The organism is Phycisphaerales bacterium, assembly GCA_020852515.1.
Lineage (GTDB): Bacteria > Planctomycetota > Phycisphaerae > Phycisphaerales > UBA5793 > UBA5793.
This window is the reverse complement of sequence record JADZAS010000023.1, coordinates 24272-46886: the sequence shown is the minus strand read 5'-3', so window position 1 is coordinate 46886 and position 22615 is coordinate 24272. Positions and strand designations below refer to the sequence as shown.

The window sequence follows — 22615 nt, the reverse complement described above, 5'->3', positions numbered from 1 at the left end:
ATGACGAAGATGAGCCGTGGCGCGTAACGAGTCCTACATCCTCAATCAGTCTGCGTACGTGGGCGTGCGCGCCTTGGGCACGCTCATGCAGTGCTTTGAGGTCAACGACGTCATGGCGGCTGTGGGGGGGATCGGCGATCTGTGGTATCGCCGCGACCAGCGACGCAGGGAGCGATCACTGGCCCACATTCGAGCCAGCCTGCCGCACCTGAGCGCCGGCGAATCAAGCGAGTTGTGCCGGCTGTCTATGCGCCACCTGCTTCAGACCTTCGCAGTCGAGTTGCTCTTCACGCCCAGGCTCGTCACGCCGAGCACCTGGCCGCGCTATGTGCGGCTGGGCGACGTCCGCCGCGCGATGCCGATACTGACTGCCGACCGGCCCGCGATCTTCCTCTCGGGCCACTGCGGCAATTTCGAACTGCTCGGCTTCACCCTGGCCACGTTTGGCTTTCCGATGACGGCCCTGGCCCGCCCGCTCGATCTCCCGCGCCTCAGCGACTGGCTCTTTGACATCCGCGAGAAGCGCGGCATGACGATCCTCACCAAATTCGGCGCCACCGAGCAGGTCGCGCAACTCATCGAGCAGGGGCGCCGCGTCGCATTCATCGCCGACCAGAACGCGGGCGATCGAGGGCTGTTTGTGCCATTCTTCGGCCGGCTGGCCTCGGCGTACAAGTCCATCGGACTGCTGGCCATGCGCTACGACGTGCCGATCATCTGCGGCTTCGCCCGGCGCGATCGGCCCGACGTGTTCCGCTACACGCTGGACCTGGCCGACGTCATCGAGCCTGCCGACTGGAAGTGCCAGAGCGACCCGCTGTACTACATCACCGCCCGGTACACGCGCTCGATCGAGGAGATGGTGCGGCAGGCCCCCGAGCAGTACTTCTGGGTGCATCGCCGCTGGAAGTCGCGGCCGCCGCACGAACGGGCCGGCAGGCCGGTGCCCGACTCGCTCCGCGAGAAGATCGCCGCGCTGCCGTGGATAACCGATTCGGAAGTGCAGCAGATTATCGAGCAGAGCGAGCGCGAATCGGCACTGGCCCGATAGCCCGCGGTTGGACGATCATTTTGCCCATCACCAACGTGCACGCCGCGCGGGGTAAACCCCCGTATCGATTGTTCCGATGTTGCCTGTTGTTCATTCCCGGGGGGATTGACAGGCCATGCCGGTTCCATCGAGGGTCCATTGCCATGCCGCGTGAGAAAGATGTATTGACGACCGGGGAAGTCGCCAAAATCTGCAATGTCGCGCCTCGCACCGTGTCCAAGTGGTTCGACTCGGGGCAGCTGCGCGGCTACCGGATCCCCGGCTCCAAGGACCGGCGCATCCCGCTCAACGGCCTCATCCGATTCATGAAGCAGCACGGCATTCCGCTCGAGGGCCTTGTCTCCGGCCAGACCCGCGTGCTCGTCGTTGACGGCGAGCAGGAGATCGTGGACACGCTTCAGAAACTCCTCGCCGAACACGGCAACTACGAGGTCCGCACGGCGACCGCCAGTTTCGGCGCGGGCATCGAGTGCGAGCGCTTCCGCCCCAACGTCCTGCTCACCGACATCGACATCGAGCGCATCGACGGCCGGGGATTGGCAAAGATGGTCCGCTCGCAGGACGACCTGCAGATGACCAAGATCATCGGCATGAGCGCCAAACTCACCGACGGGCAGACGCACCAGTTGCGAATGTCAGGCTTTGACGGCTTCCTCAAGAAGCCCTTCAACCTGCGCCAGGCCATCGCCGCGATCGAAGAAGTCCTCGCGCTGGTGTATTGAACGGTCTCGGGGTTCGGGCCGCTCGCGCAACGAGTGCTACAGCGGCTTGCGCTTTGGCTCGCCGGGCAATCGCGGATACTGCCGCGGCGTCTTGCGCTGCTTTTCGATCACGACAATCCGCCCAGTCGGAGTAGAGATCGTTTGCGCATGCACGGCGTGCAGCGCGTGCAGTGCCGCTCTGGCGTCTGACAGTTCGGCATCGGCCTTCTCGCCTTTCACGGCGAGAACAAACCCGCCGATCTTGGCCAGCGGCACCGTCAACTCGAGCAGCACGCGAAGCGGGCCAACCGCGCGCGCGATCACGGCATCAAACTGTTCGCGAAAGGCGTGATGGTCGCGGCCGAGGGTTTCCGCGCGCCCCTGTACGACTCGCGCGTTGCTCAGTCCGAGCGTCTCGATCGCTTCGCGCAGAAAGGCCGCCTTCTTTCCAGTGGCCTCGATGAGTGTGAATGACACGTCGGGCAGGCAGATGGCCAGAGGAACGCCCGGCAGGCCGCCGCCACTGCCCACATCAGCAACCGTTTCGGCGCCGCTGTCCGCCAGCGGCCCGATGAGCGTGAGGCTGTCGAGAATGTGCCTTTCCCACGCCTCGTTCTCGTCGCGGATCGCGGTGAGGTTGAACTGCTCGTTGCGCCGCAGCAGCAGCTCGAGGAATCGCTGAAGGCGCGGCAGATCGCCGGAGTCGAGTTCGATGCCCAGATCAGCCAGACGCTGTTCAAAACCCGGCGGGATCATGCCGCCCGCTGTCGTCTCGGCCGCGCCGCGAAGATCGAGCCGATGATCAGCAGCGTCGCGGTGCCCGGCGTGGGAATGCGCCAGCCGCCATTGAGCGCGAAGTCGAGCAGCTCGTTTTCGGAGTACAACTCGAAGCCGGCGTTCCACTCCAGATTCATCGTCCTGATGAGTTCGTTGGCGATCAGTGCATTGCTGACCGCGGTGGGGTGGATCTCGTCGGCGAACATGTCCGTCGTGTGGCCGTGCTGGGGCGGGCCTTCGAGGGTGATGTGGCCGATCTGGGGCGGATTGTTGACAAAGTCCGCGAGGATCGACCACACGTCCAGCACCAGCACGTTGTCAAAGTGATCGAGCGAGCGGATGAACGCGTTGGCCCGCTCGGTGTGAGCCCGAAGATTCGCCTGCTGCTGGCCGCTCAATTGCTCCCAGTAGCGCGGCGTGAGCGTGATGTCAGGAATGGTCCACAGCACGGCTTTGACGTCGGGGCGCGAAGTGGAAGCCAGGTCGGCGGTGTAGGTGCGCCAGTTGCGCAGCAGCGTGTTGATGACGCGATCGGCCTGGCGGTTCGTCCCGGGCGCGTTGTTGTAGAGCAGGGAATCGTTGTTGAGAATATCGTTGCCGCCCATCTCCATCTGGAACAGCGTCGCCTTGTTCTCAAAGCCGAAGGTGATGTTGAACTGATACAGCCCGACTTGCAGTCCAACGTTGTCCGACGTGAAGCCGGCAACCGCGTAGTTCGAGAGCTCGTTGCCCTGCAGACGGTTCTTGTCGAAGACCAGTTCCATCGGATCGTGGCCGTACAGCGTCGAGGGCAGGCCGGTGTAGCGCGGCAAAATGCTCTGGTTGTCCGTGAGACTGTCGCCAAAGCACACGACGTGATGGAGATTGACGTCGGCTCTTGCGCCAATTACCGCGCCGAGCACGAGCAAGACGGCGAAAAGACGCTGAAAGCAGGCAGCCCGCATGATCGTTCCCTCCTCGCCCGGGCCGCGCCGTCATCGACGGGGGCCGGGGCGCATCAGCATAGGAGGGATGCGCCCGCGAGTTGCAGGCGCACGACTCAAGCCGGGAAGAGAATCATCCAGCCCACGGCGAACACCGCCAGATCGACGATGAGGTGGCTCACCCAGCCCGGCCAGACGGTGCCGAAGCGGAGGTAGAGCCACGACCAGACCACGCCGCCGATGAACACGCCCACGGAGCCGAGCAGGGTAATGCGCCAGTCAAACTGGAAGCCCAGCGCGAAGACGTGATGGATGGTGAAGAACAGGGCCGAGAGCAGCACCGCCGGCCAGCGCGGCACAAGCACGGCGCAGTGGTGAAACACGAACCATCGCCACACATACTCTTCGAGCAGCGAGTTGATGATGCACAAATACCCGGCCAGCGCGAGGTATTTCCACGCCTTCGTCAGACCGTTTCGCTCCGCGATCGCATGCACGGCGGCGGCGTCGATCCACTGCGTGCCGATGACCAGGTAGCCGCCGATGATGATTGTGGCGATCAACACGCCCAGCCCGAACGCCATTCCAAAGCCCTTTGCCCGGGCCGGGCTGGTCACCTCAATCGGCCGGCGCTCCACAAACCAGAGCCAGAGCAGCGGCAGGAGCAGAATCCAAGCCTTGGAAATGCTGTACACCGCCTGGCCGCGCGGCCCCGGAGCCCAGACGATCGCCGCCAGCACGCCGATGGTCGGCGCGGGGACCAGCAGCAGCAGTGCCGCCAGACTTCGCTGCTTTGCACTCATTACGCCTCGCGAACAGAATCATCATTCCTTGGGAAAGTTCGAACCATCCATTCGCGCCCGCATTGTCACCTGCGCGAGACGCAGGCAACGCGGCCTGCAAGAATCAGCCCATGGCCGAGAACAAAAACACGCCGCCGCTGGGCATGACAGCCGAACAGTTCCGCAGCGCCGGTCACGATCTTATCGATTGGATCGCCGGTTATCTGGAGTACGCGGAGCAGTACCGCGTGCTCTCGCCGGTTGAGCCCGGGCAGGTGCGCGACGCGGTGGAGCGGCCGCTCCCGGAAGGCGGCGAAGCCTGGCCGTCGATCTGGAGCGATTTCGAGCACCACATCATGCCGGGCATCACGCATTGGCAATCGCCGAACTTCTTCGCGTACTTTCCGGCCAACGCGTCATACCCGGCCATTCTCGGCGAACTGCTTTCAGCGGGGCTTGGCGTCAACGGCATGCTCTGGTCGAGCAGCCCGGCCGTGACCGAACTTGAGACGTTCGTGCTCGACTGGCTCGTGGAACTGCTTGCGTTGCCGGAACACTTCAAAGGGGCCGGCGTCATTCAGGACACCGCTTCCAGCGCTTCGCTCTGCGCCCTGCTGTGCGGCCGGGAGCAGGCCCTCGACTGGCGCGGCAACGCGCTGGGCCTCTCGAACCAGTCGGCTCCGCTCGCCGCCTACACCTCGGACCAGGCGCACTCATCCATCGAGAAAGCCGCCATGATCGCCGGGATCGGCCGCGAGAACGTGCGGCTCGTGCCGAGCGACGCTGCCGGCGCCATGAATCCGGATGAACTGCAGCGCCTTATTGCGCAGGACCGGACCGCGGGCCGAGAGCCGTGCTTCATCAGCGCCACCATGGGTACGACATCGTCGCTGGCCATGGACCCGCTGCCCGCCATCGGGCGCATCGCCGCCAAAGAAAACATCTGGTTTCACGTGGACGGCGCCATGGTGGGCACAGCGCTGGCGTGCCCTGAGTTCCGACACATCGCCGAAGGGCTCGAGCTGGCGGATTCATTCTGCGTCAATCCGCACAAGTGGATGCTGACCAATTTCGATCTCGACGCGTTCTACGTGCGGCAGCCGCAGCGCCTCACGCGCACGCTCTCGATCCTGCCCGAGTATCTTCGGGCGGCCGAGTCGGATGAAGTCATCAACTACCGCGACTGGCACATCCCGCTGGGCCGGCGCTTTCGTGCTCTGAAGTTGTGGTTCGTCATTCGCACCTTCGGCGTCAAGGGCATCCGGCGCCACATCCGCGAACACGTCCGGCTCGCCGGCGAATTCGCACAGTGGGTGCGGGCGGATGATCGATTCGAACTTGCCGCGCCCCCGAGTCTCAACCTGGTCTGTTTTCGGCTCAGAGCCGGCGACGGGCCGAGCGAGGCGCTCTTGCACGCGCTCAACCGCAGCGGCCGCATTCACCTCACGCACACGCGCCTGAACGGCCGCTATGCTCTGAGGTTCTGCGTCGGTCAGCCGCGCACCGGCGAACAGCACGTTCGCGGCGCGTGGAAACTGATCAGCGAGGCAGCCGACGAAGTCCTGGAGGGAAACTGAGAATGTACTTAACGCGCGAAGGACTGAAACTGCACTACGAAGTTACGGGTCCCGATCTTGGCCCGCCGGTGCTGCTGATCCATGGCTTTCCTTTCAGCGGCGAGATGTGGCAGCCCATGATCGAGCGGCTCGAGGGCGAGCTGCGACTCATCAACCCCGACCTGCGCGGCCTCGGAGGCAGCGAAGCAGGGGCCGAGGCGACCATGGCCACCTATGTAGACGATTGCGTGGCGCTGCTCGATCATCTCGGCGAGTCTCGACCCGTGACCGTCATGGGTCTGTCGATGGGCGGCTACATCGCGTTCGAGTTCTTCCGCCGTGCGCGCAAGCGAATCAAGGCCCTCATTCTCGCCGACACGCGCGGCACGCCGGACTCCGCCGAAGCCGCAAAGGGCCGCCACGCAACGGCCGACAAGGTGCGGGCCAACGGCAGTCGCATCGTCGCCGAGGGCATGATCGGAAAAGTGTTCGCGGGTTCAGTTGCACCGGAATTGAGAGACAAGTGGTTCGACGTGATGTCGCGATCCGACCCGAAGGGCGTCGCCGCGGCGCTGGGGGCGATGGCGTCGCGACCCGATTCGACGCCGACGTACGCCCAGATCGACGTGCCGACGCTGATCATCGTGGGGGAAGAGGACTCGATCACGCCTCCGGAAGATTCCCGAATCATGCACGAGGCGATTCGCGACTCGAGGCTGGTGATCGTTCCGCGGGCCGGTCATCTGGCTCCCACCGAGCAGCCCGGGCCGGTGGCCGATGCGGTGCGAGCCTTCGTGAAGAGCCTGTAAACGAATCGCGAGGTTTGACTTGCCGCGGCGCAACCGGCATGATTGCCCTGCTTTTCCGATCGATCGCGGCGCTCGAGGCGCGGCAAAGGTGCGTGCATGACTCATCCGCAAGGCCAAGCCCCCGCTCCACTTGACAAAGCCGACCGCTGCGCTGATCTCGACCATCGGCCGCGCGTGCTGCTGGGCAAGATGGGCCTCGACGGGCACGATCGCGGCGTGAAACTCATCGCCCGCGCCATGCGCGACAGCGGCATCCACGTCATCTACTCGGGTCTCTGGCAGACGCCGCGCTCGCTGGCGATCTCGGCGCGCGATGAAGACGCCGACTGCATCGCCGCGTCGATGATGAGCAACAGTCACCTCGTGCTTGTGCCCCGCCTTGTCGATGAGTGCGCCCAGGTCGGTCGGCCGGACATGATCGTTAACATCGGCGGCATCATCCCCCAGGAAGATGTGCAGGTGATGCGCGACGCCGGCGTGAACGAAGTTCATCACACCGGCACGAGCATGGCCGACATCGTCGAGTCGGTCCGCCGGGCGACCCGCCGGCGCGCAGCTCCCGAGACGTATGAACATGCCACCGCAGCGCTGGCTCGCGCGCTGAGCCTGGCGCACGACGGCAGCTGGAAGCCGGCTGAGAGCGCGATGCGCCGGCCGCCCCGCGTCATCGGCATCACAGGTTCGCCCGGCGCGGGAAAGAGCACGCTGGTCGCCTCGCTTGCCGGCGAATTCGTCCGTCGCGATCTGGGCCGCCTCGCGGTGGTCGCGTTTGATCCTCAGAGCCCGATCACGCACGGCGCGCTGCTGGGCGATCGCTTGCGCGTCGATTTCAACAACCTCGATGAAAGCGTGTTCTACCGCTCGCTGGCGATCACGGGCGAAGACTACGCCACGCTGCCGCTGATCATCGGCCTCATTGGCGCCGCCGGGTTCGACACGCTGCTGGTCGAGACGGTGGGGGCCGGGCAGAATGACGTGGCGATCCGGCAGTTTGTCGATCGCACCGCCGTGGTGCTCGTGCCCGGCATGGGTGATTCGATCCAGATGGACAAGGCCGGTCTGCTCGAGATCGGCGATCTGTTTGTATGCAACAAAGCCGACTTCCCCGGCGAGGCGAGCCTCGTGCGCGACCTGCTCGACATCTCCGAGGGCCGGCCGATCTTCGAAACCATCGCCACCCGCGGCCAGGGCGTCCCCCAACTGCTCGACGGCCTGCTGGGCGGCTGAACGACCTGCCCGGCGCGGACTCCAGTTTGGCCGGTAGCGGGGCGATCGTCGCCTAGAATACCGCTTTACCGCGTCGATCCGGAGAATTGTCTTGAGCACCACGGCGCCGAAATCGGCCTCAGAGGCCATTGCACACAGCGCCGATGAGCGCGAGTTCATCCTCGCCGCGCTCAGGGCCGAATGCGCTGCCATCGAGCACGCGGCGGCCTCGGTCAGCGAGGAGGTCTCCGCGGCGGTCGATCTGCTCGATTCGTGCACCGGCCACGTGGTCGTCACGGGCATGGGCAAAAGCGGCCTCATCGCCCAGAAGATCAGCGCCACCTTGTCCAGCGTCGGCGTGCCCAGCCACTTCATGCACCCGGCTGAAGCGCTGCACGGCGATCTCGGCCGCGTGCGCGATGGCGACGCCGTCTGGGCGCTGAGTTACTCGGGCAATACCGAAGAAGTCGTGCAACTCGGACACGTGCTCCGGGCCGAGGGCCTGCCGATTCTCGCGGTGAGTTCCAATCCCGCCAGCCGCCTGGCCCGACTGGCGACGATTCATCTCAACCTCGGCGATATTTCCGAAGCCTGCCCGCTCAACCTGGCGCCCACCGCCTCCACGACGGCGATGCTCGCGCTGGGCGATGCGCTCGCCCTGGCCGTGAGTCGTCGGCGGCAGTTCTCCGAAGCCGACTTCCGGCGAAGGCACCCCGGCGGCATGCTCGGCGTGCTGCTCCAACCGGTCACCGAAGTGCTGCGGTTCAAAGTCGGCGAGAACCTGCCGCTGATCCCCCTTGATGCCACCGTCGGCGCAGCGCTGCAGCGGGCCGAAGTGGGACGGCGACCTGGCGCGATGCTCATCGTTGACGATTCAGGCGCTCTGGCGGGGCTGTTCACAGACGGCGATCTCCGCCGCCTCCTGCTTCGAGACGGAGCGGGCGCGCTCGACCAGCCGATCGCCACCGTCATGACCAGCCGCCCGCGCGTGCTGCGCTGCGATCAGATCGTGCGCGAAGCGGTGGAACTCGTGCAGAAGTTCCGGCCGGATGAGATTCCTGTCGTGGATGACGCCGGCCGGCCGATCGGTCTGGTTGATGTGCAGGATCTCATCGCGCAGCGGATCATCCAGGAATGATCGATCGTGAGCCAGCCGCCCGACCCCCGCGCCATTTCGCTGCTCATTCTTGACGTGGACGGCGTGATGACCGACGGCTCGATCATCATCGACGATCTCGGGCGCGAAACCAAGGCCTTTCACGTGCGCGATGGTCTGGCGATCCGCGTCTGGCAGATGATGGGCGGCGAGGTTGCATTCATCACGGGCCGATCGAGCCAGGTTGTCGCACTAAGGGCTGCGGAACTGAAGGTCCACCACGTCATGCAGGGGGTGCGCGACAAGAGCGACGCGTTGCGTCTCGTGCTGGAGAGAACGGGCCGGAAGGCACACGAGGCGGCGGCCATGGGCGATGACATCGTGGATTTGCCGCTTCTGCGGGCCGTCGGCTATCCTATGGCAGTGGCGGATGCCGTTGCCGAGGTCCGGCAGGTCGCGCGGTTTGTCACGCGGCAGCCCGGCGGACGCGGCGCCGTGCGAGAGGCGGTCGAGCACCTGCTCGGCGCGCATGGTCGATGGGATGAGGCGGTGGACCGCTACGTCCCGTACGGGCACAAGGAGGTCTAGCCCATGCGAGCGCGACATGCCGCCCTGGCGGATCGACAACTCCTGTTCGTGGGTGCGGCTGGCGTGTGCGGCGCGCTCGTGCTGATGGTGCTGCTCTTCGCGGGGGCGCGGAATCGCGTCCGGCAGGCCGACGGCTCGCCGCAGATATCCTCGGATCTGCTCAACACACCCATTCCCGATCGCGATCCCGACTCGCGCGTGCGGATCGGGCAGGCTCGGCAGACCACGGGCGATCCGCTGCAGTCGCTTCAGACCGGCCGCGGCGAACTCGAATTCACCAATGACGATGGCCTTCTCGCGTTTCGCTATCGGTGGGACAAATCGGATCCCCTTGAAACCGGCTGGAACCGCTTCACCAACCCGCAGGCGTGGATCTACCGCTCCGACCGGCAGTTGATCCGCCTGACCTCCGATGAAGGGATGTTTCGGCTGGCCGAGAACCGCCAGCCCCAGGCGGGCGTGCTGACCGGTCATGTGGTGATCGCGGTGTATCAGTCGGAAGAGCGCGGCGGCGTCTATCAAATCAATCCCGATGTTACGCCCCCGATCGCGCAGTTCGAGACGGATTCGCTCAACTTCGACGCCATGCAGTTCACCGGGCGCACGCAGGATCGCGTGGTGGCGCGCACCGCCGACGCGATCATGATCGGCCGGGGCATGGATCTGGCGTTCAACGAAACTCTGGGCCGCATTGAAGAACTCGAAATCGCCCAGCGCGAACTCATCGTCTACCGCCAGCGCGACCGGAAGCAGGAACCCGCAAGCACGAGCGCCGCATCGAAGCCCGCCTCGGCCAATGCGCCGGCATCCACCGCGGAGAATACTGCCGCGCCGCCGAGTCCGCCGGACCCGTGGGACGGCGCCACCAGGTATCAACTGGCGCTGACGGATGAAGTCATCGTCGAACAGGGAGAACGCGAGAAGGCGCTGCTTATCCGGGGACGCGATCTGCTGGCGGAATTTGCCCTCGGCCCAGATTCGATCAGTGAGGGCGGGCTGCTTGGCCACTCGTCGACTTTTCTCCCGGATGGGGCCGCCCGGACCCCCGGCGCATCGATGTCACCGTCGTCTGCGGCTGCAAACGACCGGTGGGCGCATCTTGCATCTCTGACGGTGGGGGCGATGATCCAGCCGTCTGTGACGTTTCTGGGCAGTTCGGAGACGCCCGGCCCCGAGGACATTCGAATCACCGGGCAGGGCGCGCTTCGGCTCACTCCCGCCGACGGTTCTTCAGAGCATCTCGCCTCGCCCCGTGACCTCTACGCTACGCTGGACGGCGAGCCGGTTCACATCTCCTACGGCTCGTTCTACGCGACGGGCTCGGATCTTGAGTACTCCAGTTCTCTGGCCAAGGCGACGTTGAACTGCCGATTCGACCAGCCGATCGAAGCGGGCCTGCCCGACGGCGCCCGGCTCACCTCCGTGGCGCCATTCGAGTACTACTTTGAAAAGAACGAACTCGGCCGCAATACGGGAACGCTTCTCGGCGCGGGCACGCTGGTGGGTCTCATTCCCAGGCCCGACGACGCGCCGCCCGGCCAGCCCGTGGAGACGGACTTCTCCTCGATGAAGGGCCTGCCCGAGGGCTTCTCGGTGAACTGGTTCGACAACTTCACCGTCGAGTTCGAGGGAGCCAACGAAGGCAGCGGCCTCGGCCGCATCGCCGCCGCCGTCTTTGATGGCCAGGTGCACGTGGACGATCCCAACGGCTACACGCTCGACTCGCACCGGTTGCGCATCGACTTCAAGGAGAAGCCCGACGAGCAAGACGGGCAACGCGTCGAGAGCATCACCGCCACGGGAGAAGCCAGGCTCCAGTCGGCCCAGGGCAACGTGAACGGCGACGAACTCTTCGTGCTGTTCAGCGAGAACGCCCAAGGCTCATCCTACCCGTCGCAGATGACCGTCACCGGTCAAGGACGCGTCGCTGACGCCGGCGGCTCCCTGGCGGCTCAGTACATCCAGGCCGATCTCATCGAGCCTTCAATGGCGGCCGAGGAAGCGCTGCCTTCCGCCTTTGGCGGCTCGTCTTCATTTGCCGTGAGCGAAGTGCTCGCGCAGGGAACCGTCGTGCTGTCGTTCGATGGCGGCGTGACGGCGTTGGCCGATCGCCTTGAGGCCGATGCGCGAACCGACACGGCGGTGCTCAGCGGCGAGAACGTCGTCGTCAGCGATCCGTCGCTCAAGGTCATGGGCAAGCGCGCCGAGATCAGCAACATTTCGAGCAAGACCGCCAGCCGCATCGCGACGTTCGTCGGCGCCGGCACGCTGACGTATTTCGAACCCAAGGCGCCGACGATGCAAGACGGCGCCGGAAATCGCGCGGTAACGACGCCGGAGCAGATGCGCGAAGAACTTCGTCGCCGCCTCAACGGTGAGCAGCCGCCTCCGTCGCCCGCTCCCCAGGTTGAGCCGACCGAGCCTGCCTCGGCGCCGCAGGCACCGGCGGGCGACGAAGTCGGCGCTGTGCACGTCGAGTGGACGGATCAATTGACCTTCGAAGAAGCGCAGGGGCTCATCACCTTCCATGGCGGAGTGAACGCAACTTCTGAGCCCTCCGACCGCGAGATCGATCGGCTGAGCGGGAACTGGATGCAGATTCAGCTCACCGACCCCATCGAGACCAGAACTACCGCAGGCGAACCCGGCAAGGCCGTGCGCCGACTGCAGAAGATGACGATGCTCGGCAGCCGCGACCGGGCGGCCCAGGTGGAGGCGCAGCGCTACACCGACGCCACGCACGCCCAGCGCGAGATGCTGCTCGCCATTTCGAGCGATGTCATCGAGTACAGCGAATCAACCGAGACGTTCGAAGCGATCGGCGAAGGCTGGATGCTCGTCGTTGACGCCAGCGAGTCGACGCCCGAGCCGCGCGAAGCGGCACTGCAGGAGGGTAAGCCGGCGGTGCAGTTCTCCGGCCCCGGCGAGACGGAATTTACGTGGACCGGCCGGCTTTCGATGCGCCGCAGCCCGGGGTTGCTCACGATTGTCGACAACGTAGTCATGCGCCACCGGCCGCGCGGCGAACCGGTGGTCCGCGTCGACTGCGACGTGCTCACCGCGTCACTGGCCTCGAAGGACTCTAAGTCTGTGTCGGCTCTTGATCTTTCGGGCAACGACGGCATGGAACTCACCAGCGCCGTGGCCGAAGGCGCCGTCTTTGTGCGCCGCGAGGATCGGAGCATCTGGGCCGATCGCCTCATCTACGACAAGAGCGCCCTGCTCGCCACGATCGAGTCCACGGGCGACAACTACGTCGTCATGGAAACGGCCACAACCGGCGGGGCGGTGCAGGCGCGGCGCATCCTGTGGGACTTCTTCACGAACGGCATCACGGTGGAAGGCGCCCGCGTCGATGGACCCTTGCCGCCCATCAATGGGCCAGGCTGATCAGGCGTCCTCGCGCTGCACCACGTTGTACGACTCGCGCTCGCCGCGGCCGCGCAGCGGGTAGTCTTTGCGAAGCGGGAACGCCGGGTAATCGCGCCACAGCAGAATGCGGCGCAGGTCCGGATGGTTCGCGAAGCGAATGCCGAACATGTCGTAGACCTCGCGTTCGGGCCACTCCGCGCCCGGCCAGAGGTCGGTTACCGAATCGATCTCCAGCGCCGGATCATCCGCGTTGCCCGTCGTGTCGCCGGATGGATCGAGATGCGTCTTGACGATCAGCCGGCGATTGAAGTGCGTACTGACCAGCACGTAGACGACGGCAAAGCGGCCGGGAGTGGGCGCGGGATAGTTCAGGTAATCAACGGCAGTGACATCCGACAGCAGGTTGTAGCGGCACTGCTCGTCGTCGCGCAGAAACGCCATCACGCGGTGAAGCATGCGCCGAGGGGCGATCACCGCCGTCTGGCCGCGGAACTCCGTGGCCTTGAGGCCTGATTCGGCGAACTCGACTTTCAGCCGGGGCAACGTCGGGTGGTCAAGTGTTGGCTTTGGCATGGCGGGTGGCTCGTTCGATCATACGGAGCGGGACGTGTCAACTCAACGGCGCCCGGCAGCTCCGGCGGCCATCAGTCGCTCAAGCAAAGCGGCGTCAGGCAGGCGGCGCGTATTCGCCCGAAGCACAACGGGCGCCTCAGCGGGCAAGTGCGCCCGGCACGCCGTCCACACCTCAACGAGGTCGAACTCGCCCTCCTCGGGACTGCATGGATTGAACCGCTCATCGACTTCGTCGAGTTCCATTCCGGCGAGGATCAGCATCTCGCACCGGGGCGCCAGGCTCTCTGCGATTCGCAGAAGGTGATCCTCGCGGAACGCCAGCATGCTTGGCTCAAAGAGCGCCGTCGGATTCAGGGCAAGCCCCACCGGCGCGGCAGATTGTTCCTGCAGAAACAGCAGCGCCGCCTGCGCATCGTGGATGACGTGCCGGCTGCACGGCTCGATGAGAAGGCGCACCGGCGACGCTCGCAGCGCCGGCTCGATGCGCTCCAGATGGGTTGTCAGCGCCGCCTTCCCGCCGCCGAGCCAGTTGTGCGGCTCGAGCGCGACAAGATCATCCGCGAGCGAGCCGGAGTTGACGATGATGCGGCCGCTGCCGATCGACTCGATGATCGGCTCAGTGAGTTGCAGGAGATTGCCCGCCCAGCGCCTGGCAAGCGCCTCAGCGGCCGCGTCCGGGTCCACCGGCACGACTTCGGCCACCAGCCCGGAGAGCGGCTCAGCGGTAGCGAGCGGAATTTCAACGTGCAATCGCATGGACCGAACGCTAGCCGACGCGTCAGCCGGGGTCCGAGCCTGGTGGGGTGGGGGCGCACCTGAAAAGGGCCGATAGAATGGACCGGTGGGCAGGCACAGCAATCAGCCGCAGTGAGTACAGCGCTTCCTGACAACTCGAAAGCAGCCCGGGTCCGGTGCGCCGGCGATGCGGTCGTCCATCTGCCGCTTGCCAGCGACTCGCCCACGGGGGCCAGCGCTATGCGCCGCTCGAAGATGGGTCGCCGCCGCGCCATCGTGCTCGCCATCGTGCAGTTACTCATGATCGCGCACGTTGCGCATTGGCTTATCACTGGCAGCACGGTGACGCCTGTCGAGCCCTCCGAGTCGATGGAGTTTGTCAAGCGCGGCGTGGTCAACGCCGGACTCATCTTCTTTTGTATCGCGCTGCTCTCCACGCTTGTGCTCGGGCGGTGGTTCTGTGGTTGGGGTTGTCATCTCGTCATGCTCCAGGACGCCTGCGCCTGGCTGATGAAGAGAGCGGGCATCCGGCCGCGTCCGTTCCGTTCGCGCCTGCTCATGTGGGTGCCGCTGCTTCTGGCGCTGTACATGTTCGTCTGGCCCGCGGCATACCGGTGGTGGCTCGCGCCTCCGCCGGATGCCCCCGTCCAGCTGCCGCCATGGGAACTGCAGGCGCAGCTCACCACGTCCGACTTCTGGCACACGTTCGCCGCCGTGGCGGTGGCGATTCCCTTTCTTCTCGTGTGCGGCTTCGCGACGGTGTACTTCCTCGGCGCCAAGGGATTCTGCACCTATGGCTGCCCCTACGGCGGTTTCTTTGCGCCCCTCGATCGCCTCTCGCCGGGGCGCATTCGCGTTACCGACGCCTGCGAGCACTGCGGCCACTGCACGGCCGCGTGCTCAAGCAACGTGCGCGTGCACGAAGAAGTGCGCGACTACGGCATGGTTATCGATCCCGGGTGCATGAAATGCCTCGACTGCGTGAGCGTGTGCCCCAATGACGCGCTCTACTTCGGCCTGGGCGCGCCTTCGCTGGCCGTCCGCGCGCGCGTGGAAAGCCCTGCAAAGCGCCGCTTCGATCTCACCTGGGGTGAAGAGGCGCTGTGCGCGGCGGTGTTCGCCGCGGCTTTCTTCGCGTTTCGCGGCCTGTATGCGCTGGTGCCCATGCTGTTTGCGGTCGGCATCGCCGGATGCGCTGCGTTCATCTTCTGGAAGGCGTGGCGGCTGCTGGGCGATCGCGATGGTCGCTTTCATCGGTTCCAGTTGAAACGCAGCGGCAAAATGACCGCTGCCGGTGGCGGCTGGCTGGCGCTCGCGGCGCTGCTCGCGGTGACCACCGTGCACAGCGCGCTGGTGCAGTACCACACCCGCCGCGGCATGCACCTGGCCGACCATCTCCACGCGTCCATTGACGAGGCATGGGCAGGGGCTCTGCAACTCGACTCAGAGACCAGCCGCGAACTCGCGCTCGCCGCCGCCCACCTTCAGAAGGCCGACTCGTGGCGGGTCGGGGGGATCGGGCTGCTTGCAAACCTCGATCTGACGCTGACGCGGGCCCGCGTCCACCTGCTCAAGGGCGAGTGGCAGCAATGCGAGCAGCATCTGCGCCGCGGCGTCGAACTCGGCGGCGCGACTGATGTGCTCTGCCGCGATCTGGCCCGAGTCATGCTCAACTACCGCCCGGTCGAGGAAGCAGTCGTGCAACTTCAGGACTGTCTTGAAGCGCATCCTGAATTCGATCAGACGCGAGCGGCGCTGGTCGTCGTACTCCAATCGCAGGGGCGAACGGATGAAGCGCAGCGCGCGCGCGACGAGCGGCCGGCGAAGTAGGGGGCTCAGCCCTTCTCGGTACCAGGCCCGCCGCCGATGGAGGAGCGCATCTGCGTGTCCGCCTGGATGTTGCGCATGCGGTAGTAATCCATGATGCCCAGGTTGCCTCCGCGGAACGCCTCGGCCATCGCCCGGGGAACCTCGGCTTCGGCCTCGACCACCTTGGCGCGGTTCAATTCGATCAGCGCGCGGTTCTCGGCCTCCTGCGCGCGAGCCATCGCGGCCCGCTTCTCTGCTTCGGCCTGGAATCGCTTCTTGTCCGCCTCGGCCTGGTCGGCCTGCAGTTTGGCGCCGATATTGTCGCCGACGTCCACGTCCGCGATGTCGATCGAGAGAATCTCGAACGCTGTGCCTGAGTCGAGGCCTTTCTTGAGCACCGTCTTGCTGATGTTGTCGGGATTGGCGAGCACTTCCTTGTGCGTGTTCGCCGAGCCGATGGTCGTGACAATGCCTTCGCCCACGCGTGCAATGATCGTTTCTTCGAGCGCACCGCCGACGAGGCGGGCCAGATTGGCGCGGACGGTGATGCGCGCCTTGACCTTCAATTGGATGCCGTCCTGGGCCACTGCATCAATCGTGCTGCGGCCGCGGGAGGGGTCGGGGCAGTCGATCACCTTGGGCTTCACGGACGTCTGCACGGCGTCGAAAATGTCGCGGCCGGCGAGGTCGATGGCGCACGCGGTGTTGAATCCAAGGTCGATCTTGGCCCGGTCCGCCGCGATGAGCGCTCGGATGACCAGCGGCACGCGGCCGCCCGCGAGGTAGTGCGTCTCGAGTTCCTTGGTCGTGACGTTGAGCCCGGCCTTGACCGCCTGGATGCGATTGAGCACGATGATGCGCGGATCGACCTTGCGGAACTTCATTCCCACCAGGTCGATGAACGACACGCTGGCGCCGGAGAGAAACGCCTGGAACCACAGATTGAAGAACTGGCCGATGATGACCAGCACCACAATCGAAAAGATCACGACGACGCCAAGGACCACCCAGAAGATCACATCTGATGCGCTAGCCATTCGTTCAGATCATCCTTTCTTCAACGGCACTCGGCGCCGGCGTATCCAGCCCCGCTATGCGAATCGAACTCTGTACGGCCTCGCAAACGTCCTGCCCCGCGAGGTCCATATCACAGGCCGAATCGTAGTCGAGTTCCAGCCCCGCACGCCGGGCCATGATCAGCCCCCGCACCACGAGCGGCACTCGCCCGCCGGCCAGGTGGTGTGACTCGAGCTGTTCGGTGGAGATTTCCACGCCCGCCTTCACCGCCTGAATTCGATTGAGCACGATAACATGCGGATCCACGCCGCGGAGCCGCATCCGAACCACCCGGAGCATCGACACCGGCGCGCCCGACAAAAAAGCCTGGAACCACAGGTTGAAAAACATGCCGATCACGAGCAGCGAAACCGTCGCCACCACCAGGACAGTGCCCATCGCCAGGTATGTGAGCAGTTGCCACGGCACCTCGATCTCGTGCACCTCTTATCAGGCGGCCCGCGTCGGCCGGCGCGTCGGATCCCATCGACTCACAGTAGCGCCCAACTCAGGCGGGGGTGGTGAACTCGCCCGCCTCGTCCGCGGGCATGACCCGGATCTGCCGCCCGTTCACGGAGGTGATCACCACCCTGGTTCCCGCCGGGATAATGCCCGTCTCGGCGAACGCTTCAATGTCCTCGCCGTCGAGCCGAATCGTCCCGCCCGGCCGCAGACCGGTCAAAGCCTTGCCCTGAGCGCCGATGAGCGATGAGATCGCCTCGGCTTCGGCGTGGCGCTCGTGAAGCCGGCGCTGCATGTCTTCCTCTGTCGTTCCTTCAGTGAGGATGATGTGCCGCCCCACGGGCGTGCTCGGGAACACCTTGATCGCCAGCCAGAGGATCGTCGGCGTCAGCACGACGACCAGGCCCAGTGCGATGCCTCCCGTGGTCATGCTGATCCTGAATGCGAGGACGACCGCGGCGATGGCGCACAGACCCGCCACCACGCTGATCAAACCGCCGGAAGGCACGAACAATTCAAGCGCCACCATGATCGCGGCCAGCATGAGCAGCCCGACCACCCACCAGCCCAGCGCACCGCCGGTGTCCGCGGGAGCCTGCGCCGTCGTCGTCTGGGCCAGGTTGATGAACGCATCAAGCGGGCTCATCCGCATCCTCCACAAGGATCTTGAACGCCGAGGCGAATACGACCCGCACGCGCCGGCCCTCCTCAATGATGCCGCGCTCGGCGACCACATCGTAGATCGTCGCGCCAAAACGGGCGCGACCGATCGGACGGAGCGTTGAAACGACCATTCCGACGCTGCCCACCCCGGGACCCGCTACCGGCATGGCCATGGCGCCCAGCAGCGAGTCCGCATCATCGCTCCGCGGCAGTTGTTCGCTGAGCACGAGGCGGCTCAGGCCCGGAATGCGCGTGAAGTGTTTGACGCCCATCCACATTGCCACGCCGCCGGCAAAGAAACCCAGCAGCAGCGTCGAGGCGCCGCGCACCATCGCCTGCCGCGCCAGTTCCGAAGTCGGGAGGATCGAGCCGGAGGGATCGGGCGCGATGAACGTGCCGATGAAGCCAAGTCCGATGCAGATGATGCCGGCGATTCCCGCGACGCCAAAGCCGGGGATGAGGAACAACTCGGCGGCCAGCAGGCAGAAGCCGACAAGGACCAGCACGATATCCCACCACTGCGCCAAGCCCGTCAGCGCCGGCGCACCGAACAGCAGCAGCGCCGCCGCGAGGGCAATGGTCATCGGCACGCCAATGCCCGGCGTCGCCATTTCCCAGATCAACCCGACAAGAAACACCACCAGCAGGAGGGCCCGAACCGGCATGCTCGTCAGCACCTGCACGAGATTCTCTGACCAGGTTGGCTCAAGCCACGTGACACTCGTGGCGCCGACGAAGGATTTCAACTCGGCCTCATTGGCGACAGTCGCCTGCGAGAGCCCCCATTGCCGGGCCTCGTGCGCGTTGGCCACGAGAAGCGTCTTGTCATCAATGACGGGGGCAACCAGCTCGTACTTGCCTCGATCCTCCAGTGAGAGTTGAGGCCGCTTCGAGAGGAACTCCTGGTTCTTCTCGACCTGATCGGCGATCTGCTCGGGCGTGAGCGTGTCGGACTGCTGCTGGTAGATCTCCTGCAGGAACGGAACCGGCGCCTTGATGCTTGACATGTCGCCTGAGGGCACTCCGCCCGACGCGCTGCTCCGCACGGTCGGCGGGGGATCGCTGCCAAAAAGCAACTGGTACTCGGTGCGATCGACGAACAGCCGATCGCCCGTTTCCTTGTTCTCCACGAGCCAGAGTTCAATGTCCACGGCCACGAAGGACATGAGCAGCCGCTCGTCGTAGCCGCGCCGGCGGGCGGAATCGACGACAATCGCCAGCAGCGGCGACTCCGCCTTGGCCCGTTCGGCGGCGGGCATGGGAATCAGGCCCGGCAGGATCGGCGCGCAATCGCCCATGTAGCCGCCCGGGCTGATGACGATTTCCTTGCACGCCAGGGCGATAAACGTGCCCGCCGAAATCGCCTTGGGGTGCACCCACCCGATGGTGTTGGTGATCGGGCAGTCCTTGATGATCAGGTTGATGTCGATGGCGGCGGTGGCCAGGCCTCCCCACGTGTCGATGTCGAAGACGATCGCGTCGGCGTTCATCTTTTGCGCGATCTCGATGCGCCGCTTGATCGAGCGGGTGGTCACTTCGTCGATCGGGCCGTGGATGGTGATGACCGCGATGTTGCTGGCCTGGCGGCTGGCCGACACGCCGCCGGGTGTGGGCGTAGCGTCCTGAGCCTGGGCGACCAGTTGAGCGAACAGTAACAGCAGGCTCGCGAGCAGCGACAGCCGGCGGCCGCGTGTGATGGATGGTTTGGTTTGTAGTGTTTTCATCTGGGCACCCTGAGTATATGTCGGATGGTTTTCCGCGCACTCTTGCCGCCATCCCTGCAGGGCCGTACATTCTTGTGCTCGTACAAGGGATTGGACCTCGACCGGGACGGACCCCGCCGCATGCTCCGCGAACTGCACATCTCCAACCTGGCGATCATCGAAGACCTCCGGCTCGAACTGACGCCCGGGCTCAACGTCTTCACCGGCCAGACCGGCGCAGGCAAATCGCTGATCCTAGGGGCCTTTGAACTGCTGCTGGGCCGCCGCAGCCCGGCCGATCTGCTCAGGCCCGGCGCTGCCGAGGGCCGCGTTAGTGGAGTATTTGAGATACCCGACGCCCATCTCGCCGCCGAAGTCCATCGTGTCGCCGATTTGCCCGGCGCGGACACGCCACAAGCCGCCGAAGGCCTGCTCATCACGCGCAAGATATTCGCCTCCGGTCGCTCGAGCGCCTCGATCAACGGCCATCCCGTGACGGCGGCGATGCTGCGCGAGGTCGGCGACCGCCTCATCGACCTGCACATCGGCGACGAAGGAGGATCGAGCGCGGCCGGCGAAGCGCCCTTTCTCCTGCGACCGTCGAACCAGCTGGCGGTCGTCGACGCCTTTGCCGGAAGCGAATCGCTGCTCGCGCAATACGCCGACCTCTACCGCGAATTGATCGACATCCGCACTCGCCTGAATGACTCCCAACGCGGCAGCGCACTGCGGACCGAACAACTCGACCTGCTCGAATTCCAGGCCGGCGAGATCGACGCCGTTGAACCCACGCCGGGCGAATACGACGAACTCTCCGCCCGCCATCGCGTGCTCTCGGAAGTCGATCGGCTGACGAGGCAAATCGGTCTGGCCCATAACGTCCTCTACGACTCGGATGAATCGGTGGCGTCGCGACTGCAGGCCGTCGTTGGCATCATGCGTGAACTTGTCGAGATTGATCCGGCGCTGGAGGAGGCGGCCGGGCAGGTTGAGGCCGCCGCGGCAGCCGTGCAGGACGCGTCATTCGTCCTGGGCCGCTACCTGGGAAGGCTCGATCTCGATCCAGCCGAACTCGGCGAGATCACCGATCGCCTCAACGCGCTCAACCGCCTGATTGCCAAGTACGGCCGCGGCTCGCTCGATGACGTGCTGGAGTATCGCGAAGAGATTCGCGGCCGAATCGGTGAACTCAGCGGCGCCGGACTCGACAGCGCCGCGCTCCTGAAGCGTCAGAGCCAGCTGGCCGGCCGGGCGAGCGAGATTGCGGCTGCCCTGCGCGCCGCGCGGCAAAAGGCGGCGCGGGCCCTCAAGCCGCGCATCGAAGCGGAACTGGCCGAATTGGCGATGGCCGAGGCCCAGTTCGATGTGCAGTTCGAGCCGCTTGACGAACCAGGGCCGACGGGCGCCGATCAGATCGAGATGATGATTCGCACGAACCCCGGCCAGCCGTCGCGCCCGTTGAGGCGCATCGCGTCGGGTGGCGAACTGTCGCGCATCATGCTCGCGCTCAAGACGGTGCTCGCCGGGGCCGAGCGCATCAGCGTGCTCGTGTTTGATGAGATCGACGCGAAAATCGGCGGGCGGCTCGGCTCGGTCATCGGCGCCAAACTCCGCGCTCTGGCCCAGCGCCACCAGGTGCTCTGCATCACCCACCTGCCGCAGATCGCCGCGTTCGGCGACACGCACCTGCGCATCTCCAAGCATTCGGCCAGAAACGAGATCCACATCGAAGTGGCGACGCTCGGCACCGACGCCGCCCGCCGCGCTGAACTCGCCGAAATGCTCGCCGGCAAGTCCGCAACCGAGATCACGCTCCACCAGGCGGATGAACTGCTGGCCACGGCGCGCCATGCGGCCAGCCGCGCGCCAGACAAGCCTGCCGCCCGACGGCAGAAACGCACGCGACAACTGTAACCTAGAACTGCTTGTGCGCCGGCCGGTCCTGCGGCGGCCGCACGCCAAGCACCGCGCGCACCAGGTGCAGGTCCGCCGGCGTGGTGATCTTGATGTTGCGCGGGTCGCCGTTCACGACAAAGACCGCCTCCCCCAGCCGCTCCACGAGGGAGGCGTCATCCGTCGCGCCGCTCAGGTCCTTCTGTTCGTAGGCCCGAATGAGCAGGCCGCGCTCGAAGATCTGCGGCGTCTGCACTTCGACCAGCCGCTGCCGGTCGATCGTCTCTTCAACCTGCCGGGCGAGGTTTCGCGGCTTGGCCGCCTCGCCGAGAATGGCTGCGGCGATCGGGTCCGCCTGGGCTGCTTCCTTCGTCTCCTTCGAGACGCGCTTGATCGTGGCCGCAACCGGAACGGCCGGGATGACGGCGTCGAACATCGTCGCCGCCTCGAAGACTCGATCGATGACATCGGCAGGTGTGGCGGGGCGCGCGGCGTCGTGGACGGCCACGTGCGTGCAGTCACCGGGCACTTCCTGGAGCGCGTTCCTTACGGTTTCCCAGCGCTCGGCGCGCCCGCCGGGCACGATCCGCGCGCCGTGGAATCCCAGCTGATCGCCGAAGCGGAATCGAAACTCATCGAGCTTGTCGGGCGGGCCGGCAACGATCACGCTCCCCACTTCGGGCCGCTTGTTGAACAGTTCGACCGTCCGCATGAGCAGGGCCCGGCCGCCGAGGTCTTCGTTGAGTTTGTCGCGCCCGCCGAAGCGCTCGCTGCGGCCGGCCGCGGTGATGATGACGGCGATGTTCATGGGCAAGGGTATGACGTCGCCGGCGGCTTCGCGACGGCGCGTTGAGGCGGAC

At 65.6% G+C, this 22615-nt stretch carries 20 protein-coding genes; 10 read left to right on the top strand and 10 right to left on the bottom strand.

Features of this window, described 5'->3' with window-relative positions:
- The first annotated feature begins 16 nt into the window (after positions 1-16).
- Entirely contained in the window at positions 17-1051 is a 1035-nt protein-coding gene (locus IT430_15220) for a lysophospholipid acyltransferase family protein (GenBank protein ID MCC6909288.1), read from the top strand.
- A gap of 143 nt (positions 1052-1194) precedes the next feature.
- A complete protein-coding gene (locus tag IT430_15215) occupies positions 1195-1773 on the top strand; it encodes a response regulator (protein MCC6909287.1) in 579 nt (192 codons plus the stop codon).
- Positions 1774-1809: 36 nt separating this feature from the next.
- On the opposite strand, the gene rsmG is transcribed toward IT430_15215, so the two are convergent.
- The 3 genes from rsmG to IT430_15200 form a co-directional block, all read right to left on the bottom strand.
- Positions 1810-2508, bottom strand: a complete 699-nt coding sequence (rsmG, locus tag IT430_15210) for a 16S rRNA (guanine(527)-N(7))-methyltransferase RsmG (GenBank protein ID MCC6909286.1) — start codon at positions 2506-2508, stop codon at positions 1810-1812.
- On the bottom strand, positions 2505-3473 hold the full coding sequence (locus IT430_15205; GenBank protein MCC6909285.1) for a hypothetical protein: 969 nt from the start codon (positions 3471-3473) through the stop codon (positions 2505-2507). Before IT430_15205 ends, rsmG begins: the two co-directional genes overlap by 4 nt.
- Before the next feature lie 95 nt (positions 3474-3568).
- Entirely contained in the window at positions 3569-4255 is a 687-nt protein-coding gene (locus tag IT430_15200) for a CPBP family intramembrane metalloprotease (protein MCC6909284.1), read from the bottom strand.
- Positions 4256-4365: 110 nt separating this feature from the next.
- On the opposite strand from IT430_15200, the gene IT430_15195 reads away from it, so the two are divergent.
- From IT430_15195 to IT430_15170, 6 genes are all read left to right on the top strand, one after another.
- On the top strand, positions 4366-5811 hold the full coding sequence (locus IT430_15195) for a hypothetical protein (GenBank protein ID MCC6909283.1): 1446 nt from the start codon (positions 4366-4368) through the stop codon (positions 5809-5811).
- Positions 5812-5813: 2 nt separating this feature from the next.
- Positions 5814-6599: an alpha/beta fold hydrolase gene (locus IT430_15190; GenBank protein ID MCC6909282.1), complete on the top strand. Its 786-nt coding sequence runs from the start codon at positions 5814-5816 to the stop codon at positions 6597-6599.
- A gap of 96 nt (positions 6600-6695) precedes the next feature.
- Positions 6696-7826 (top strand): cobalamin-dependent protein, encoded by a 1131-nt coding sequence (locus tag IT430_15185; protein MCC6909281.1) that lies wholly within the window; start codon positions 6696-6698, stop codon positions 7824-7826.
- A 91-nt stretch (positions 7827-7917) separates the two neighbouring features.
- Positions 7918-8943, top strand: coding sequence for a KpsF/GutQ family sugar-phosphate isomerase (locus IT430_15180; GenBank protein ID MCC6909280.1), 1026 nt, complete (start codon positions 7918-7920; stop codon positions 8941-8943).
- Between the two features lie 6 nt (positions 8944-8949).
- Positions 8950-9489 (top strand): HAD hydrolase family protein, encoded by a 540-nt coding sequence (locus tag IT430_15175; protein ID MCC6909279.1) that lies wholly within the window; start codon positions 8950-8952, stop codon positions 9487-9489.
- A gap of 3 nt (positions 9490-9492) precedes the next feature.
- Positions 9493-12879, top strand: a complete 3387-nt coding sequence (locus tag IT430_15170; GenBank protein MCC6909278.1) for a hypothetical protein — start codon at positions 9493-9495, stop codon at positions 12877-12879.
- Here IT430_15170 and IT430_15165 read toward each other — a convergent pair whose 3' ends face one another.
- Together IT430_15165 and IT430_15160 are read right to left on the bottom strand one after the other, a co-directional pair.
- The gene (locus IT430_15165; GenBank protein ID MCC6909277.1) at positions 12880-13434 is read right to left on the bottom strand and encodes an NADH-quinone oxidoreductase subunit C; all 555 of its coding nucleotides are present in this window, start codon (positions 13432-13434) and stop codon (positions 12880-12882) included. It abuts the gene before it with no gap.
- A gap of 42 nt (positions 13435-13476) precedes the next feature.
- Positions 13477-14190, bottom strand: a complete 714-nt coding sequence (locus tag IT430_15160; protein ID MCC6909276.1) for a hypothetical protein — start codon at positions 14188-14190, stop codon at positions 13477-13479.
- A gap of 111 nt (positions 14191-14301) precedes the next feature.
- Between IT430_15160 and IT430_15155 the strand changes: the two genes are divergently transcribed.
- Positions 14302-15999 (top strand): 4Fe-4S binding protein, encoded by a 1698-nt coding sequence (locus tag IT430_15155; protein ID MCC6909275.1) that lies wholly within the window; start codon positions 14302-14304, stop codon positions 15997-15999.
- A 5-nt stretch (positions 16000-16004) separates the two neighbouring features.
- On the opposite strand, the gene floA is transcribed toward IT430_15155, so the two are convergent.
- The 4 genes from floA to IT430_15135 all read right to left on the bottom strand — a co-directional run bounded on the left by floA (position 16005) and on the right by IT430_15135 (position 19883).
- A complete protein-coding gene (floA, locus tag IT430_15150) occupies positions 16005-17015 on the bottom strand; it encodes a flotillin-like protein FloA (GenBank protein ID MCC6909274.1) in 1011 nt (336 codons plus the stop codon).
- A gap of 4 nt (positions 17016-17019) precedes the next feature.
- Entirely contained in the window at positions 17020-17478 is a 459-nt protein-coding gene (locus IT430_15145; GenBank protein MCC6909273.1) for a flotillin-like FloA family protein, read from the bottom strand.
- A 64-nt stretch (positions 17479-17542) separates the two neighbouring features.
- On the bottom strand, positions 17543-18142 hold the full coding sequence (locus IT430_15140) for a hypothetical protein (GenBank protein ID MCC6909272.1): 600 nt from the start codon (positions 18140-18142) through the stop codon (positions 17543-17545).
- The gene (locus IT430_15135; GenBank protein MCC6909271.1) at positions 18129-19883 is read right to left on the bottom strand and encodes a hypothetical protein; all 1755 of its coding nucleotides are present in this window, start codon (positions 19881-19883) and stop codon (positions 18129-18131) included. Before IT430_15135 ends, IT430_15140 begins: the two co-directional genes overlap by 14 nt.
- A gap of 120 nt (positions 19884-20003) precedes the next feature.
- Here IT430_15135 and recN point away from each other — a divergent pair, with 120 nt between their 5' ends.
- Complete coding sequence (recN, locus tag IT430_15130; GenBank protein MCC6909270.1) at positions 20004-21776, top strand: DNA repair protein RecN; 1773 nt, start codon at positions 20004-20006, stop codon at positions 21774-21776.
- A 1-nt stretch (position 21777) separates the two neighbouring features.
- Here the strand turns inward: recN and IT430_15125 are convergent, their stop codons facing one another.
- Positions 21778-22563, bottom strand: a complete 786-nt coding sequence (locus IT430_15125) for a 2-C-methyl-D-erythritol 4-phosphate cytidylyltransferase (protein MCC6909269.1) — start codon at positions 22561-22563, stop codon at positions 21778-21780.
- Between the last annotated feature and the right edge of the window lie 52 nt (positions 22564-22615).